Raw genomic sequence first — 16,207 nt, forward strand, 5'->3', positions numbered from 1 at the left:
TAGGCCTGTGAGCGGGCCAGGCAAGACCTGCAGGTAGTTTATGGCCGCTCCGCCGAAAGCTCGTGCGATATCTTTTGACAGATGGGCTTACTCAACCCAGGTTCGCGCGCCCACACCCTGGAATTGGCGTCGATATGCCAAAGGGGTCGAACCTACGATCTGCCGAAAACGCCTGGCAAAGTTATTCGGTTCGCCGAATCCCGTGCTTTGCCCAATCTCTGCGGCCGAGGCCGATGTGAAAAGCAGCAAAGTCTTTGCCCGCTCGATCCGCCTTTCAGTCACGATCTCCAGAAAGGTCTTTCCGGTTTCGCTCTTCAGAAGATGAGCCAGGTGTGTTGCTGATACATGGCTGGCCTGCGCAGCGTCGCCCAAGGTCAGTTCCTGCGCAAGGTTTTGGATGATATAGCGAATGCAGCGCAGCACGGACTGCTTGTACGACTGCAGCAACATCCCCTTGGCCTCGCAAAGACGCATCTTGTCACCGTGGCGTCGCCACACCATGCCAATCAGATTTAGCAAGTGGCTGCGGATCAGCAAGTTGCTGGCCGTATCGTCACTGGGCGATTGCCGGGGTTCTTGCGCCATGCGCTCGCAAAGCTCCTGAAGGTAGTGCGTGTCCGGTTCATCGAACTGGAAATCCAGGCAATGCTGAAAGCGGAAAGGGGCAAGTTCAGGGGCGCGCGCGAGCGGCACTTCCGACAACTCGAAGACATCGAGATTAAGCGACGGCAGCAAATACTCTTTGCTGATGTTGATCACGTGGAATTTACCGTCCGCTACATTCGGAATGTAGTGAACCAGGAACGGCAGGACGAAGCTTACGGTGCCGGCGCGAATGGGCCGCTGCTGGCCCCCAATGTAGTGAGTGGTCTCGCCTAGCGTGTTGACGTAGATCTGGAAATACTCGTGACGGTGCGGCACCGGATTCGGCAGGCAGTTGCTCTGATCGTGGATGCCAAAGTAGGCGCTCTGCGCCCGGGCCGCCATGGTGTAGTTCCGGATGGCAGCCCCCCTCTTGCCGTCATGGTGGAGGGACAGCAGCGGGTCGTTCGAGTTCGCTCGGTACATGGAAACGTCGGGGCAAAGGATCGTAAGGATTGCGCATCTTTTCGCAAGCCTGTGCGTTGAGGCCGAACGACCTCCTCTCTAAACTCTAGCCACACCGTTCAATAATCTTACACAGAGACAATCCTTATGCCTAGAGTCAGTGCGGACAGCGTCGTGCAATCGACCGAGGTCCTGAGCGTTACCCCCGCCTTCATTGATGTCATTGGCAGTGATCAACGCTTCCCGGTGCGTCGCGTCTATTGCGTGGGGCGCAACTATCTTGCCCATATCCGGGAGATGGGGGAGGGTGACGAACGCGACCCGCCATTCTTCTTCCAGAAACCATCGGATGCCATTGTGACCGATGGACGCGTACCCTACCCGACGTTTACAGACGACTTCCAGTTCGAGTTTGAACTCGTCGTTGCCATCGGCAGCGAAGCGGCGGACGTGCCGCCGGACACGGCACTGGATCATGTCTTCGGCTATGCCGCAGGGCTTGACATGACGCGGCGGGACCGCCAACGCGAGTGCAACAAGCGCGGCCTGCCGTGGGAGCTGGGCAAGTCATTCGACCATTCGGCGCCATGCGGCCCTATCCATCCCGTGGCGACGGTCGGCCATCTCCGTTCGGGCACACTGAGCCTGGCGGTAAACGGCGACGTACGTCAGGGCTCGGTCCTGGAGAAGATGATCTGGAACGTCCATGAAATCGTCAGCGAGCTGTCCAGGCAGTACCGCCTGCTTCCTGGCGATCTGATCTTTACCGGCACGCCAGAAGGCGTTGGTCCGGTGCAGCGCGGTGACAGGCTGACCGGCCGTATTGAAGGACTCGCGCCATTGCAGGTCGAGATCGTCTGAGCTCCGGGTTAAAGGAAACACGTCATGAAACCACTCGAACGCATCGCATATTCGGCCATTTCCGAACGTCCCGCCCTGACGCTGCCGGACGGCAAGCGCCTGGCTGTCTGGGTCATCGTCAATGTTGAGGAATGGGATATCAACGAGACCATGCCGCGCACGGTTCTCACGCCTCCGGCGGGCGGTTCGCCGATGCCAGACATCCCGAACTGGGCCTGGCACGAGTACGGCAACCGCGTCGGCTTTTGGCGCATGCTGAACGTCATCGACGAGCTCGGCATCCGTGCCACTCTCGCCATCAACGGCTCGGCCATCAACGCCTACGAGCCTATCGCCAAGGCGGCGATGGCGCGTAACTGGGAGTTCATCGGCCATGGCTATGGGCAGCGCAACATGCAGAAGGTGCCCGACGAAGCGGTCGACATCGCAAAGACCACCGAGGCCATTCGCGCCTGCACGGGCAAGCGCCCGCGCGGCTGGCTCGGTCCGGGGCTCACCGAGACCTGGAACACGCCTGACATTCTCGCAGAGCAAGGCTACGAGTATGTGTGCGACTGGGTGCTCGACGATCAGCCCGTGGAGCTGAGGACGCGAGATGGCGGCCGCATTGTGAACGTGCCCTACACGCAGGAGTGCAACGATGTAGCGATGATGCTGATCCAGCATCACAAGGCCAGCGAATATCGCGACCGCGCCATCGACCAGTTCGACCAACTCTATGCCGATGCCAAGGACTCGGCCCGCGTGATGGCGCTGGTCGTGCATCCATACATCATGGGCGCACCACACCGCCTGCGCTACTTCCGGGAGGCATTGGCGCACATCCGGGAACACGACGACGTCGCCTTCATGACGGGAGAGCAGATCCTCGATTGGTATCAGGCAGCGCGCGCGGCCTCATATCCGGATCCGCGCATCGCCTGAAACTCGAACAAATTTCTCGCTCGACGAGAAGGAGACAACACGTGAATTCCTCGACATCGGCCGCCCCGCTGACCGGTGACGCGCGCAGCGAAGCGCCCGTCACCGCACTGGAGATCGGCATGTTTCTTGTGCTGCTCGCCTCCTATGCGCTCAACGCGATGGACCGGCAGATCTTCCCGCTGATCGCGGCAGATGTGCGAAGGGAATTTGGGTTCGGCCTCGCCGACACCGGCCTGCTTTCGACCATCTTTACGCTCGGCATGGCGCTAGCCGGTGTGCCGACGGGCTATCTGCTGGCGCGCTGGTCGCGCAAAACAGTGCTCCAGATCGGCATCGCGATCTTCTCGCTTGGCACGCTGTTGACTGCCTATTCGGCTGGCTTCGCTGACATGATCGTCTACCGCGCAGCCACCGGCATCGGCGAAGCGATGCAGCTGACTGTGGTAATCGCCATCGCGGCGAGCTATTTCGCGCGCTTCCGCGCGACCGCTGTTGGGGCCATCAACTTCTCCTTTGGCATCGGCGCCATCGTGGGGCCGCTGCTCGGTGGGCACCTGATCGGCATTGAGCGCAACTGGCGATTGCCGTTGGTGGTGTTCGGCCTGGCTGGATTTGCCGCCATGGCGCTGATCGCGGTTGCCGTGAGCAAGCACATGACCGAGAAGGCCAGCACCGTGGCCACGCACGTCGACACGCGCGGTGCAACCACGATGTGGAACCGCAACACGGCCCTCTTGACCGTGATGAGCGTCATTGGCGGGTTGTGCATCTATGGCTACCTTGGCATGTACCCCACGTTCCTGCGAGAGCATCTGCACTACACGCCGTCGGATACGGGTCGCGTCATGAGCATCTTCGGGTGCGGCGTGTTCGCCTCCATCTTTGGTGGCTGGCTCGGCGACCGTTTTCACCCCAAGCTCGTGTTGTCGCTGAGCTTTGCGGGGACAGGGCTGCTCGGCTTCCTTCTGTTCTCGGGTCCGACCGGCATACTGGTCCAGTCGGTGCTGTCATTCGTGTGGGGGCTGGTAGTGAGCGGCGTTCTGTACGTGAACCTGGCCGGCTACCATATCAAGTCCGTGCGCGCTTCGCTCACGAACCGAGCGACCGGTGTCTTTGTCACGACGCTCTACGGCGCCGGCGCTTTCGCTGGCTACATCATCGGTGGCATCGCGGTGCGGCTGGGCTGGAGCGCCGCCGGCCTGGCGCAGATCACGTTGCTATCGGTCATTGGCATAGTACTCACCGTGCTACTGCGGACCGACCGCATGTCTCTGCCTGTGCGTAAGCCATGACGCCGGTCGATCGGATGCTGCCCGGGGGTCGTCCTGACAGGGCTGGCAATGACCGCAGCATTCTTTCTCAAGACGAGTTGACCGCACCTGTCTTCCTGCAATCCAAATCGCATCGGAAGGAAATATGAAAACAACCAGAAGAGAATTCACCAAGGTCGCCGGCGCAATGATGGTCGCGGCAACCGGGATACCCACGCTTTTCGCTTCGGCTTCCGCTTCTGCATCGGCATCGGCGCGGAACGGCAAGCCATCTGCGGCGCGCGGAGGCCGTCGAGGCACCTACCTGATCAAAAATGGCATGATCATCACGGTCGACCGCAGACATGGCGTCTTGCCAGGCGCCGATATATTGATTCGAAACGGCGTAATCGAGAAGATCGGTCGGGATTTGAGGGCGAGCGATGCGCAGACGATCGATGCGACGGACATGATCGTCATGCCCGGCTTCGTCAACTCTCATTACCATATGTGGAGCGCGATCGGACGCAGCTTCACTGCGCGAGACGGCGGCTTCTCCTACTACCCGGCCAAGAGCGCCACATCCGCCCTATACACGCCCGAGGACTTCTACAACAGCGTGCTCCTTGCGTGCGCTGAACTAGCGAACGGCGGGACTACTACCGTGCACAACTGGTCGCATAACACCCGCTCTGCCGCCCATGCGGATGCCGAACTTCGCGCGCATCAGCACTCGCTGCTCAGGGCCCGCTATTCGTACGGTCACATTGACAAGCTGCCGGTAGACGAGGTCAACAAGTTTAGCGACCTTGCGCGCGTCCGGCACCAATGGTTCGGTGATAACTCGCCGTTCGATGGCCTGGTTCACCTGGGACTGAATCTGCGCGGCCCACAACAAAGCACTGATGCTGTCTTTCATGAGGAAATGAAGTTCGTCAAGGAGAGCAGGCTTCCGGTTGCCATCCATGCGCCGCAGGAGGCGCCCAACAATGTGGATGCAGTCGACTACGAGAGGCGCGGCTACCTCGGCCCGGACTTCATGATCGCGCACTACGTCCCGGCGACAACCGCGGACCTGGCGGCGATGGCGCGCACGAAGACACCGCTCTCATTTGCGACGCACTCCGAGCTCCGGCTCAGCAGTACGGGCGATGCCCGGGCCGCCCTGTTCGCGATGCGTGCCGCGGGGCTGACCATCTCATTGTCAAGCGACGCGACGTCCATTGCCCCACCGGACATGTTCGAAATGATGCGTTTCACCTGGAACCTCGGGGTGCCATGGGTCGGCACATCGAGCGAGCGGGCACGGGCGGTCAGCGTGCAAGAGGTGATTGAGATGGCCACGATCAATGGGGCCATCGCCATGGGCATCGGTGACATCACCGGATCAATCACTGAAGGTAAGCGCGCGGACATCATCCTGGTGCGGGCCAAGGATCTGAACATCTGGCCAATAGGCAATATCGAAACGGCGATTGTGCAGAGCGGCAGCGCCAGCAACGTAGACACGGTGTTAGTCGATGGTCGATTAATAAAGAAAAGCGGACGCTTGCTAGCCTACAACGTGGACAGCATTGTTCGCGGTGCTCAGGCGTCCTCCAGCCGGATTCTCAATGCCGCTGACGAGATTTTGAAATTTTGAGCGTTCCTTAGCGTGAGAGTACCGAGCGGTGCCTTCTGGTTGAGATGACATGCACACCGCCGCCCCTCAATTCTTGCTTTCCTCCACAGGCCCTCTATGCGCACAGCACGCTTGCTATCCTGTATTTCCATCGCCACCCTTGCCACGCTCGCAGCGCCGGCGCTCTGCATTGCCAATGCTAACGCCGCCGAGCAGATCGTCAGGCATCGCAACCCGGCACACATGACCGAACCGTGGACGCGTGAGTTCGCCGAGGTGATCGAGATTCCCGCCAATGCGCAGCAGCTTGTGCTCAGCGGCGTGGGGCCCACGGTGGCGAATGCCTCGGCGCCGCCCGATACCGCCGCCTCCTATGGCGACACCGCAACCCAGACCCGCAACGTGCTTGGTCAGATCGAGCGGATCCTCAAGGACCGCGGCTATCGCATGAGCGACATCGTCTCCATGCAGGCGTTGATCGTGGCGGACCCGGCTACGGGCAAGCCCGACTTCACCGGCTTCTCGAGCGTCTATAACCAGTACTTCGGGACTGACGAGCAGCCCAACGTGCCGGTGCGCACGCGAGCCGAAGTCTTGCGGCTGGTGCCGCCGGGATGGCTGGTCGAGATCACCGTCACGGCGAGTCGTGTGCCGTCGCGCCGGGCACAGTAAGGCATGGGTCCCCTGACGTCTACAGGCGGCAGGGATCGGCGAATGACCGCTTCACCAATTCCCGTCCACCGCCTCACCCCCTGCTTTCCCGCCTGAAGCGCGTCGGCGCATGCCCGGTCCAGCGCTGGAACGCCCGGCGAAACGCTTCCTCGCTGGCAAAGCCAAGCTGCTCCGCGATTCTTCCTACCGACCAGTTGGTCGTGCACAGGCATTGTTCGGCGTACTCCTGCAGGCTGTGTTCGCGCAGTACCCGGTAGCTGCTGCCGTCGGCAGCGAGACGGCGGCGCAGGGTCGGCTCGCTCACATCAAAGCGCATGGCCAGCTCAGCCAGTGTCGGCAGCCGCGCGCCATGCACCAGCGCTGCATGCAGGATGCCGCGCACCTGCTGGCTCAGTGATACGACCTCGACCGGCGCACCGATCAGCCGGTAAGGAAAGTCTTCCAGGAAGGCGTCGAGCTCTGCGGCCTGGCGCACGACCGGCCGCTCGAGCAAGGCCTCATCGAATTCGAATCCGTAGGTCTGGGCGCCAGACGTCACCGCGGCATGGAACAAGCCCAGGAAAGGCATGGCGTCCTCGCGCCGGGGATGCGCCAGGTAGACATGGGTCGGGCGTAGCGGCTGGCCGACCAGCCAGCCGAACAACTGCATATAGAAGAAGAGCCCGGTCAGGTCCACCAGACAAGCCGCAGAGGAATTCGCACGCCGCAGCGAATCCATGCGGAACACCGCCTGGCCTGCGCTTTGCCCGAGGCTGAGCGCACCGGCGCGCGGATACAGCATCGCGCAGAAGTCGGCCGCGCAGCGGATCGCCTCCCTCAGCGTCTGGCTGCTCAATACGCAACGGCACAACAAGTCCACTTCCTGCTTGCGCATCGGAGGGTGGCCGTTGCCTTTGGCGACCAGGGCCTCCAGCCGCTCGATCGCCGCGCGATAGAGCGCGGTGAACCGGGCAGGCGGCGCATGCCCGGATGCGCCGGCGGCAGGTGGAACCTCGACGCCCTGGCGCTTCAGTTCGTCCAGCAAGCGCTGCACCATGCCGTGCGGAACAGGTACGGGATTCCCCGGTATGTGGGCATTCATGGGCGCTCGTCCTGATTGCTTCGGTAGCGATGGTTGATCGTCCGGGTAGGGATCCGGTGCGGCCTGGCCTCCCATAATCATCCCGGCACTTCCCTCCGCGCAACAGCTTGCGCGCGGCCTGGGCGATGGAGGTTGCCATGCGATGAACGCCATGCCTATACGGGACAAACCATGACCGCGCTTCCCTCCCGCAAACCCCCGGCTCCGGCATCGCAGCTTTGCTGCGCCCTGCCTGCGTCGCGTGAGACACAGCCATGATCCACATACTCGATGAAATCGTGCTCGCGCCCGGGCACCTGCCCACGGCGCTGACCCTGCTGGAAAGCCAGTACCTGCCCGGCAGTGCCGCCAGGGGCCTGGCGCTGCTGCAGCGCTGGGTGTCGCCGCCGGTGGCGCTGGAAGATGCACCCAATACGCTGTGGCTGCTGTGGCAAGTGGCGGATGCGCCGGCTTACTACGCCATGCGCGCCAGCATCGATGCCCCGGCCCTGGGCTTCTGGTCGACAGTGGACACGCTGTGTGAAGGCCGCCGCCGCCATGTGATGGCCGATGCGGCACATGCGCTGCCCCAGCGCAAGGAGCATTGCGATGCGGCTTGAGACAGCACAGGTCCGATTGCACGCTGGCTTCTGCGCCGGCACGTGCACACAGGAGCAAGCCTTGCTTGCGCGGATTGAAACGCTGCCGGGCCTGTGCCATGTGGCGATTGGCCGGAACCTGGCGGGAAGCTGGGGCGCTGGCGACTATACGCTCGACCTGCAATTCGACCCGACTTCAACCGGCTCGCCTGGCCACGGCACCGGCCTGGCTGCCGCGCTGGACGGCATCGCAGCGGTGGATAGCATCGCCTATCGCCCGATCTCGGGCGGACTGCGCGCCCCGCAGTTGCGCCACGGGATCTGGCGCACGCTGATGTTCCGGGTCCGGCCTGAAGCGCCGGACTGGCAGGTCCGCGGCCTTGAGCAGGACCTCCTGCGGATGCCTGAGTACATGCCCGGCATCCTCAACTGGCGGCTTGCCCGCGTCTTGTCACCCGGCACATGGACCCATGTCTGGCAGCAGGAGTTCGCCAGCGCAGACGATCTGATGGGCGAATACCTGATGCACCCCTTTCATTGGGGCCATGTCGACCGATGGTTCGACCCCGAGTTTCCCGAATGGACAGTCCAGGCGATCTCCCATGCCTTCTGCCCGCTCGCGGCAAGCCTGATTGCCAACCACAACCGCACAGAGGAATACGCGCCATGACCGGACCCGGAACACTGACAGGAAAGATTGCGCTGGTGACCGGCGCCAGCCGCGGCATCGGCCGCGCCATCGCGCAGCGCTTCGCCGCGGAGGGCGCGCTGGTGGTTGCCACGGCACGGCGCGCAGGCGAGTCCGAGGACGAACCTGGCACGCTGGCCGAGACAGTTGGCCAGATCAGGCGGCAAGGGGGCCGTGCCATCGCGCTGGCGGCGGATCTCGAAGACCCGGCGCAGCGCGACAACGTAGTGGCGCAGGCGGCAAGCGCCGCGGGCGGTCTCGACATCCTGGTCAACAATGCCGGCATGGCGGAATACAGCGGCATCGAATCGATGCCGCTGGAAATCTTCGACAGGACGGTCGGGCACTACCTGCGCATCCCCTTCGTGCTCAGCCGTGCAGCGATCCCGCTGATGCGCGCGCGCGGCGCGGGGTGGATCCTGAACCTGGGCTCCGTCACCGCCCTGTCGCCGGCTCGCCCATATCAGGACTTTGACCGGGCTGGCGGGGCCACGGCCTACGCCGCGGTCAAGGCCGCCATCAACCGGTTCACCGAGGGCCTGGCAGCGGAACTGGAGGCCGACAATATCGCGGTCAATTCCGTAGCGCCAAGCACGGCGATCCGCACGCCAGGCAGCGAGCGCTATATCCCGGATGGCTATCCCACCGAGCCAGTGGAGTACCTGGTGGAGACGGCGCTTGCACTGTGCAGCGTGCCGGCCCGGCTGCGCACCGGCCACATCGCCCATAGCCTGCACTTCCCCCTGGCGCACGGGCTGAACGTCCGTACGCTTGACGGCCAGGGCATGCTGCCGCCGCCCGTGATCCCGTCCTGGGCACATCCCGGTTTGAGCCACGAACTGTCCGCAAGCTAAGCCCATGGAGAAGAGCATGCGCGCTGTCGTCATGGATCGTACCGGCGGACCGGACGTACTCAGGCTTGGAGACCTCCCGAGGCCGGAACCCGCCGCCGGCGAAGTCCTGATCCGCGTGGCCTGTGCCGGCGTAAATCCCGCGGACTGGAAATGCCGCGAAGGCTATCTGAGCCACTTCATGCAATACAGCTTCCCGTTCGTGCTCGGCTTCGATGCCAGCGGCGTCGTGGCAGCGGTGGGGAGCGGCGTCGAGGACTTCGCCCCGGGACAGCGCGTGTTCGCTCAAACCGGGGTCGGCGCAGGCAAATGGGGTTCCTATGCCGAGTACGTTGCGGTCAGCCAGGATTGCGTGGTGCCGATTCCCGACAACCTGGGATTTGCCGAAGCCGCGGCCGTCCCGACCCCGGCGCTGGCCGCCTGGACGGGACTCTTCGACGAAGGCGGACTCAAGCCAGGCCAGACGGTGCTGGTTCATGGCGGTGCCGGCGCGGTCGGCAGGTTTGCCGTGCAACTGGCAAAGACAGCCGGGGCAACCGTCGCTGCCACCTGCAGCGCGGCACGCCGCGACGAACTGATGGCGCTCGGGTGCGACCTGGCAATTGACTACCGGGGCGGCGACATCGCTGCCGCGATGCAGGCATGGGCGCCGGCTGGCGTCGACCTGGTACTGGACGCCGTTGGCTGCGGCATCCTGCCAAACGGCATGGAGCTGCTCAGGCCCGGCGGCATCCTTGTCGCCATCCTGACGCTGGTCGTTGGCGACAGCGGCCCCGATCCCGCCGCGGCCGCGCGGCGTGGCGTCCGCAGCGCCGTGGCGTTCAGCAAGATGCCCAGCGGCGCGCGGCTGCGCGAGATCGCAGCGCTGCTCGGCAGCGGGCGCCTGCGACCGCCCCGCATCGAATGCCTGCCGCTGGAGCACGCCGGGCGCGCGCTTGACCTGGTCCAGTCGGGCAAGGCGGCAAGCAAGCTGGTGCTGCGTATCGCCGAGCCGCGCGATGCCTGATCGCGGGTGACCGCACGCCGGCCTGCCAGCCGATGCTGGCGCACGACCATAACACCATTGAAATTGGAGGAGAACCATGAAGCGCAAAGCCTTCCTGCTATGCACGATCGCCGGCGCGGTGCTAGCCGCCTCACAGATCAACGCACCTTCCCTTGCCGCGATGACGCCTGATGAAGTCAGGCGTCTGGATGGCCCGCTCACGCCAATGGGCGCCGAACGGCCCGCCAACAAGGATGGCAGCATCCCCGCGTGGAGCGGCAAGTGGCAGGCCGCGCCCGCAGGCCTGGCGTTCCGGCCGGGAGACGCGTATCCCGATCCCTACGCGTCGGAACAACCGCTGGCAACGATCACGGCCCAGAACCTGGAGCAGTACCGTGCCCGCCTGAGCGACGGGCAGCTCGCCATGTTCAGGCTGTACCCGGCAACCTTCAAGATGGTGATCTATCCCAGCCATCGCGACTTTCGCTATGGCGATGCCGTCTACAAGGCGATCCAGCACCACGCCCCCGGCACGCAGCTGACGAGCGACGCGAACGGCCTCAAGGACTATCCGCCGACGGCGCCCTTTCCGGTTCCCAAGAATGGCCTGGAGCTGATGTGGAACCTGCGCTTCTCTTCCGCCATTGCCGAAGAGGCGGCCGTCTATGACCAGGCCGTCGTGTATCGCGACGGCAAGATCGCGTGGGGCAAGTGGAAATATGACATCTGGTCGCCGGTCAACGGCACCGCGTTCGAAAAAGCCTCGCCCCTGATCAACCGCACCTTCGCCCGCGTTGAGACCGAACTGCCTTTGCGTGAACGCGGCAATATCATCGTCTCCCACAATTTCTGGGATCGCGAAGGTTCGGATACGGCCAGGACCTGGCAATACAATCCCGGCACCCGCCGGGTGCGCCAGGCACCCGAGTTCGGCTTCGACCAGCCGCTTGGGCCGGGCGGCTTCCGCACCGTGGACGACGATCGCCTGTTCAATGGCTCCGGCGAACGCTACGACTGGAAGATTGTCGGCAAGCGGGAAATCTATATTCCGTACCACAACTACAAGCTGGCCGATCCCGCCGTCAAGTACGCCGAGCTGCTGGGCCCCAACCATGCGGCCCCCGACCTTATCCGCTATGAACTGCACCGCGTCTGGGTGCTCGAAGCCAGCCTCAAGCAAGGCTTCCGGCATCAGTACGCGAAGCGCGTCCTGTACCTGGACGAGGACACCTGGATGGCCGTGCTTGCCGACAACTACGATGCCCGCGGCCAGTTGTGGCGCACCAATCTGCAATCGTCGCTTTTCGCCTACGATGCACGGCGCTACTACCCGGCAGTGGCCTTCTACCATGACCTCGCCGCTGGCTCCTACCTGGCGGACCGGCTGACCAATGAAGGCAAGCCGGTACGCCTGAACAGCAGTCCGCAGTTCAGCGAAGCGTATTTCTCGCCCGATTCGATCCGGGGCGCGGGGCATTGACGGTCACGCCGGCTCACGGTCCCATTCATATTCGGGTTGAATGCGTCTCTGCGCGCAGCCGGTCTCCGAGTTGAGCAGGCGATGACGCCTTGAGATCAATGCCTTGGCTGTCGTCGAGCCGTGCCCTGGTCTGCGAATTCGCCAATGCCGATCGGACTTCCTCCGCAAGCTTGCTCACGACGGCAGCCGGTGCCCGCGCGGGAGCCACCAGGGCCCACGCCGTGCTCTCGGGCCACGCCGTTACGGCGTGCCGCCCGACACATCGATCCGAAACACCCGCCCGCTCGTCGCCGACGTGCCCGGATCAGCCAGCACGTACAGCGCGTGCCCGTCATCCACGCCAAAGGAGAACACGCTGCCCGGGATAGTGACGTTCCAGTCGACCTGTTCGGTGGCAACGCCATCGCGGACCATGAAGCTCAGCAGCTTGCCCGTGCAAAGGTCGGAATAGAAGTACCGCCCATGCAGCGCCGGATTGGCACTGCCCCGGTACACATAGCCGCCGACGATGGCGCAACCGCCCGCGTCATGGCCGTATTCGAAGACCGGCATGGTCAGCCCGGCCTTGTCGCACGTGGCGGCACCCACGCAGGCGGTGCCCTCAGTCCGGTTCCACCCGTAGTTCAGGCCCGCGCTGGTGGCCGGCGCCACGTCGACTTCCTCGAGCCGGTCCTCGCCGACATCGGCGATATACAACAAGCCGGCGTCGAACGAGAACCGCCATGGGTTGCGCAAGCCGAGGGCCCAGATTTCGCCGCGACTGCCAGACTGGCCGACGAACGGATTGCCGGCAGGCAAGCCGTAGCCGGACGCGCCCCTGACGTCGATGCGCAGCATCTTGCCAAGCAGCGTTCCCGCGTTCTGGGCGTTGCCCGCCGGATCGCCACTGCCGCCGCCGTCGCCCGTGCCGATATAGAGCATGCCGTCCGGGCCGAACCCGAGCTGGCCGCCGTTATGGTTGGAGAAGGTGCCGTGCGGAATCGACAGCAGCACGGTGCCTGATGCCTGGGCGATATCCGGATTCCCGGCCGACACGTTGTAGCGGGCGATGGTAATGGCGCCATTGGTGTCGGTGTAATAGACGTAGAAGCGGCCGTTGGTCCCATAGTTGGGATCGAACGCCATCGACAGCAGCCCGCGCTCGCCATCGGTCGTCGTCAGTGCGGCGATATCGAGGAACGGCGTAGCGACCAATGCGCCGTTGCGCACGATCCGGATGCGGCCGGCGCGCTCGACCACGAACAGGCGCGGATCGCCGAGGGGCGCGGTCAGGAAGATAGGCGCGGAGAACCCGCCGGCAATCTGCGTCAGCGACAACCGCACCGTTTCCGGCGAACCGTAGGCCACGCTTGCCAAAGCACGGCCGCCCGCGGTCACCCCCACGGTCTGCGAAGGCGGCTGCGGCTTGAGGAGCGTGCTGCCCGTCAGGACGCTGGCGGCACTGACGGTATAGCTGCCAGCAGCCAGATTGGACAGCGTGGTCGACTGGGTCACGGTCTGGCGGAACTGGCCGGGCCCCAATACCGTGATGGCCGCCGACGTCCCGGACGGCAGGCCGGAGATGGAGAGCGTCAGCGCGCCGGTACCGCCGGCGTTGTCACTACCCCCGTCGTCCCCGCCCCCTCCGCACGCTGCGATACCCAGGCAGCAGACGATGAAAAATCGGCAAAGCGAGTAGCGAAGTGCTTCGGACATGGCGCGCTCCTGTCACGGCTCATAGCCTGCCACGCAAGAACCGATCCACGGCCTTGACACAAGTCCCGCCGGGCCTTTCCGGCGGCAGGCGCGCCTCGCCTTTGTAAAAAATACTTCATGCGCGCGGCATCGGCGATGCGTGCGGTAACCTGAATCAGCGATGGTGGCGGAATGCGCAAGCTGCCCGGCCATGGCTTATGAGCCCGGTTCCACCTGCGCGCCAATGACAGGAGTGCGCCCGTGCCGGGCGCACAAAAAAAAGCCGCTCCAAAGAGCGGCCTTCCCGGCAAACGGACTAGCGCTTCACCCCCGGATCAGTCATCCAGCAACGACAAGTCCCGCACCGCGCCCTTGTCGGCCGACATCACCAGCTTGGCGTAGGCCTTCAGTGCAGCAGACACCTTGCGCGGACGCGCCTTGGCCGGCTTCCACCCCTTGGCGTTCTGCGCCTCGCGACGGCTCGCCAGTTCCTCATCGGACAGCAGCACATTGATCGTGCGATTGGGAATGTCGATGCGGATCTTGTCGCCGTCGCGCACCAGGCCGATGGCGCCGCCTGCTGCCGCTTCGGGCGAGCAGTGGCCGATGGACAAGCCCGAGGTGCCGCCGGAGAAGCGGCCGTCCGTCAGCAGCGCGCAGGCCTTGCCCAGGCCCTTGGACTTGATGTAGCTGGTCGGATAGAGCATCTCCTGCATGCCGGGGCCGCCCTTGGGGCCTTCGTAGCGCACGATCACCACGTCGCCCGCCTTGACCTTGTCGTTGAGGATGTTCTCCACCGCCTCGTCCTGCGATTCGGTGACGTGGGCCGTGCCTTCAAACACGAGGATGCTCTCGTCCACGCCGGCGGTCTTCACCACGCAGCCGTCGAGCGCGATATTGCCCGTCAGCACCGCCAGGCCGCCTTCCTTGGAGAAGGCATGCTCGTAGGAGCGGATGCAGCCCTCGGCGCGGTCCAGGTCCAGGCTGGGCCAGCGCGTGTCCTGGCTGAACGCCACCTGGGTGGGAATGCCTGCCGGGCCGGCCAGGTAGAAGTTCCTGACGGCTTCGTCCCGGGTGCGGCTGATGTCCCACTGCTCCAGCGCGTCCTTGAGCGTGGGGGCATGCACCGTGGGCACGTCGGTGTGCAGCTTGCCGGCGCGCTCCAGTTCGCCCAGGATGGCCATGATGCCGCCCGCGCGGTGCACGTCTTCGATGTGGTACTTGTTGGTGTTGGGCGCCACCTTGCACAGCTGAGGCACGACGCGCGAGAGGCGGTCGATATCGGCCATGCCGAAGTCGATGCCCGCCTCGCTCGCGATCGCCAGCAGGTGCAGGATGGTGTTGGTGGAGCCGCCCATGGCGATATCCAGCGTCATGGCGTTCTCGAACGCCTTGAAGCCCACCGCGCGCGGCAGGATGCGCTCGTCTTCCTGTTCGTAGTACTGGCGGGCCAGTTCCACGATGCGGCTGCCGGCGCGCTTGAACAGCTGCTCGCGGTCCGCGTGCGTGGCCACCACCGTGCCGTTGCCCGGCAGCGACAGGCCCAGCGCCTCGGTCAGGCAGTTCATGGAGTTGGCGGTGAACATGCCCGAGCACGAACCGCAGGTGGGGCAGGCGGAGCGCTCCACCTCGGCCACGTCGGCGTCGGAATAGGCGCTGTCGGCGGCGATCACCATGGCGTCCACCAGGTCGAGCTTCTTGAACTCCATGGCCTTGGTGACGGGGTTGGCCAGGCGCGTCTTGCCGGCTTCCATGGGGCCGCCGGAGACGAAGATCACCGGGATGTTGAGCCGCATCGCGGCCATCAGCATGCCGGGGGTGATCTTGTCGCAGTTGGAGATGCACACCATGGCGTCGGCGCAGTGCGCATTGACCATGTATTCCACCGAGTCCGCGATGATGTCGCGGCTGGGCAGCGAATACAGCATGCCGTCATGGCCCATGGCGATGCCGTCATCGACCGCGATGGTGTTGAACTCCTTGGCCACGCCGCCCGCGGCCTCGATCTCGCGCGCGACCAGCTGGCCCAGGTCCTTCAGGTGCACGTGCCCGGGCACGAACTGGGTGAAGGAATTGACCACCGCAATGATGGGCTTGGAGAAATCTTCGTCTTTCATGCCGGTGGCGCGCCACAAGGAGCGCGCCCCCGCCATGTTGCGGCCGGCGGTGGAGGTTTTGGAACGGTATGTGGGCATTTTATTGCTGAAGAAATATCGCAGAAAGGAAGCGGGCCACAGGAATAAGGGCCCTTGCGTGCCCGTGCGAACAACCTCTTGAGCTGCGCCCTGGGCAAAGCGGCAATTATCCCACACCGCCCGGGCTGTCTTGCCACCACGCACCGTGTCCGCCTGAGCCCCCACGGACGGCGAGAAGTTGCCTACGCTAGGGAATCGCTGAACAAAGCGTCAGCGCGCAGCGTTGCCAGTGTGATGCCGATTTTTTTTGTCAACCAACAGCAGATTTGACGGCTTGCCAGTTGGAAATTTTCATTTTTT

14 protein-coding genes and 1 pseudogene are annotated in these 16,207 nt (G+C 64.1%); 10 read left to right on the top strand and 5 right to left on the bottom strand.

Annotated features, from left to right (window positions below; translation table 11 throughout):
* Window positions 1–87 precede the first annotated feature (87 nt).
* Window positions 88–1,068, bottom strand: coding sequence for an AraC family transcriptional regulator (locus tag A3A5_RS0121925; protein WP_018312665.1), 981 nt, complete (start codon window positions 1,066–1,068; stop codon window positions 88–90).
* A gap of 153 nt (window positions 1,069–1,221) precedes the next feature.
* On the opposite strand from A3A5_RS0121925, the gene A3A5_RS0121930 reads away from it, so the two are divergent.
* The 5 genes from A3A5_RS0121930 (at window position 1,222) to A3A5_RS0121950 (ending at window position 6,375) form a co-directional block, all read left to right on the top strand.
* The gene (locus tag A3A5_RS0121930; protein ID WP_026200998.1) at window positions 1,222–1,908 is read left to right on the top strand and encodes a fumarylacetoacetate hydrolase family protein; all 687 of its coding nucleotides are present in this window, start codon (window positions 1,222–1,224) and stop codon (window positions 1,906–1,908) included.
* Between the two features lie 24 nt (window positions 1,909–1,932).
* Window positions 1,933–2,832, top strand: coding sequence for a polysaccharide deacetylase family protein (locus A3A5_RS0121935; RefSeq protein ID WP_018312667.1), 900 nt, complete (start codon window positions 1,933–1,935; stop codon window positions 2,830–2,832).
* A gap of 41 nt (window positions 2,833–2,873) precedes the next feature.
* Window positions 2,874–4,124 carry an MFS transporter gene (locus A3A5_RS0121940; RefSeq protein WP_018312668.1) on the top strand — a complete coding sequence of 417 codons (1,251 nt, stop codon included), beginning with the start codon at window positions 2,874–2,876 and terminating at the stop codon, window positions 4,122–4,124.
* Window positions 4,125–4,248: 124 nt separating this feature from the next.
* The gene (locus A3A5_RS0121945; protein ID WP_026200999.1) at window positions 4,249–5,724 is read left to right on the top strand and encodes an amidohydrolase family protein; all 1,476 of its coding nucleotides are present in this window, start codon (window positions 4,249–4,251) and stop codon (window positions 5,722–5,724) included.
* Window positions 5,725–5,820: 96 nt separating this feature from the next.
* The gene (locus tag A3A5_RS0121950; protein WP_026201000.1) at window positions 5,821–6,375 is read left to right on the top strand and encodes a RidA family protein; all 555 of its coding nucleotides are present in this window, start codon (window positions 5,821–5,823) and stop codon (window positions 6,373–6,375) included.
* Window positions 6,376–6,448: 73 nt separating this feature from the next.
* Here A3A5_RS0121950 and A3A5_RS0121955 read toward each other — a convergent pair whose 3' ends face one another.
* Window positions 6,449–7,456 carry an AraC family transcriptional regulator gene (locus A3A5_RS0121955; RefSeq protein WP_198293169.1) on the bottom strand — a complete coding sequence of 336 codons (1,008 nt, stop codon included), beginning with the start codon at window positions 7,454–7,456 and terminating at the stop codon, window positions 6,449–6,451.
* A 254-nt stretch (window positions 7,457–7,710) separates the two neighbouring features.
* Between A3A5_RS0121955 and A3A5_RS0121960 the strand changes: the two genes are divergently transcribed.
* From A3A5_RS0121960 to A3A5_RS0121980, 5 genes are all read left to right on the top strand, one after another.
* Window positions 7,711–8,055, top strand: a complete 345-nt coding sequence (locus A3A5_RS0121960; RefSeq protein WP_018312672.1) for a hypothetical protein — start codon at window positions 7,711–7,713, stop codon at window positions 8,053–8,055.
* Entirely contained in the window at window positions 8,045–8,704 is a 660-nt protein-coding gene (locus tag A3A5_RS0121965; protein ID WP_026201002.1) for a Dabb family protein, read from the top strand. The genes A3A5_RS0121960 and A3A5_RS0121965 overlap by 11 nt, the downstream gene beginning before the upstream one ends.
* Window positions 8,701–9,576 (top strand): SDR family NAD(P)-dependent oxidoreductase, encoded by an 876-nt coding sequence (locus A3A5_RS0121970; protein ID WP_018312674.1) that lies wholly within the window; start codon window positions 8,701–8,703, stop codon window positions 9,574–9,576. Before A3A5_RS0121965 ends, A3A5_RS0121970 begins: the two co-directional genes overlap by 4 nt.
* 16 nt (window positions 9,577–9,592) lie before the next feature.
* Window positions 9,593–10,579: an NADP-dependent oxidoreductase gene (locus A3A5_RS0121975; protein WP_018312675.1), complete on the top strand. Its 987-nt coding sequence runs from the start codon at window positions 9,593–9,595 to the stop codon at window positions 10,577–10,579.
* 76 nt (window positions 10,580–10,655) lie between these two features.
* The gene (locus A3A5_RS0121980) at window positions 10,656–12,038 is read left to right on the top strand and encodes a DUF1329 domain-containing protein (protein ID WP_018312676.1); all 1,383 of its coding nucleotides are present in this window, start codon (window positions 10,656–10,658) and stop codon (window positions 12,036–12,038) included.
* Window positions 12,039–12,063: 25 nt separating this feature from the next.
* Here the strand turns inward: A3A5_RS0121980 and A3A5_RS42020 are convergent.
* The 3 genes and pseudogenes from A3A5_RS42020 to ilvD all read right to left on the bottom strand — a co-directional run.
* A pseudogene (locus A3A5_RS42020) lies at window positions 12,064–12,252 on the bottom strand (tripartite tricarboxylate transporter substrate binding protein); the annotation flags it as partial.
* 26 nt (window positions 12,253–12,278) lie between these two features.
* Window positions 12,279–13,733 (bottom strand): sorbosone dehydrogenase family protein, encoded by a 1,455-nt coding sequence (locus tag A3A5_RS0121985; protein WP_018312677.1) that lies wholly within the window; start codon window positions 13,731–13,733, stop codon window positions 12,279–12,281.
* A 314-nt stretch (window positions 13,734–14,047) separates the two neighbouring features.
* Window positions 14,048–15,907 carry a dihydroxy-acid dehydratase gene (ilvD, locus tag A3A5_RS0121990; protein ID WP_018312678.1) on the bottom strand — a complete coding sequence of 620 codons (1,860 nt, stop codon included), beginning with the start codon at window positions 15,905–15,907 and terminating at the stop codon, window positions 14,048–14,050.
* Window positions 15,908–16,207: the final 300 nt, after the last annotated feature.

This window comes from Cupriavidus sp. UYPR2.512 (assembly GCF_000379565.1).
In the GTDB taxonomy this organism is placed as follows: domain Bacteria; phylum Pseudomonadota; class Gammaproteobacteria; order Burkholderiales; family Burkholderiaceae; genus Cupriavidus.

Bases quoted from the DNA above. Each gene is read 5' to 3' on its own strand.
- A3A5_RS0121955 (WP_198293169.1), bottom strand. From the start codon at position 7,456: ATGAATGCCCACATACCGGGGAATCCCGTACCTGTTCCGCACGGCATG.
- A3A5_RS0121945 (WP_026200999.1), top strand. From the start codon at position 4,249: ATGAAAACAACCAGAAGAGAATTCACCAAGGTCGCCGGCGCAATGATG.
- A3A5_RS0121925 (WP_018312665.1), bottom strand. From the start codon at position 1,068: ATGTACCGAGCGAACTCGAACGACCCGCTGCTGTCCCTCCACCATGAC.
- A3A5_RS0121985 (WP_018312677.1), bottom strand. From the start codon at position 13,733: ATGTCCGAAGCACTTCGCTACTCGCTTTGCCGATTTTTCATCGTCTGC.
- A3A5_RS0121950 (WP_026201000.1), top strand. From the start codon at position 5,821: ATGCGCACAGCACGCTTGCTATCCTGTATTTCCATCGCCACCCTTGCC.
- A3A5_RS0121935 (WP_018312667.1), top strand. From the start codon at position 1,933: ATGAAACCACTCGAACGCATCGCATATTCGGCCATTTCCGAACGTCCC.
- A3A5_RS0121975 (WP_018312675.1), top strand. From the start codon at position 9,593: ATGCGCGCTGTCGTCATGGATCGTACCGGCGGACCGGACGTACTCAGG.
- A3A5_RS0121980 (WP_018312676.1), top strand. From the start codon at position 10,656: ATGAAGCGCAAAGCCTTCCTGCTATGCACGATCGCCGGCGCGGTGCTA.
- ilvD (WP_018312678.1), bottom strand. From the start codon at position 15,907: ATGCCCACATACCGTTCCAAAACCTCCACCGCCGGCCGCAACATGGCG.
- A3A5_RS0121970 (WP_018312674.1), top strand. From the start codon at position 8,701: ATGACCGGACCCGGAACACTGACAGGAAAGATTGCGCTGGTGACCGGC.
- A3A5_RS0121965 (WP_026201002.1), top strand. From the start codon at position 8,045: ATGCGGCTTGAGACAGCACAGGTCCGATTGCACGCTGGCTTCTGCGCC.
- A3A5_RS0121960 (WP_018312672.1), top strand. From the start codon at position 7,711: ATGATCCACATACTCGATGAAATCGTGCTCGCGCCCGGGCACCTGCCC.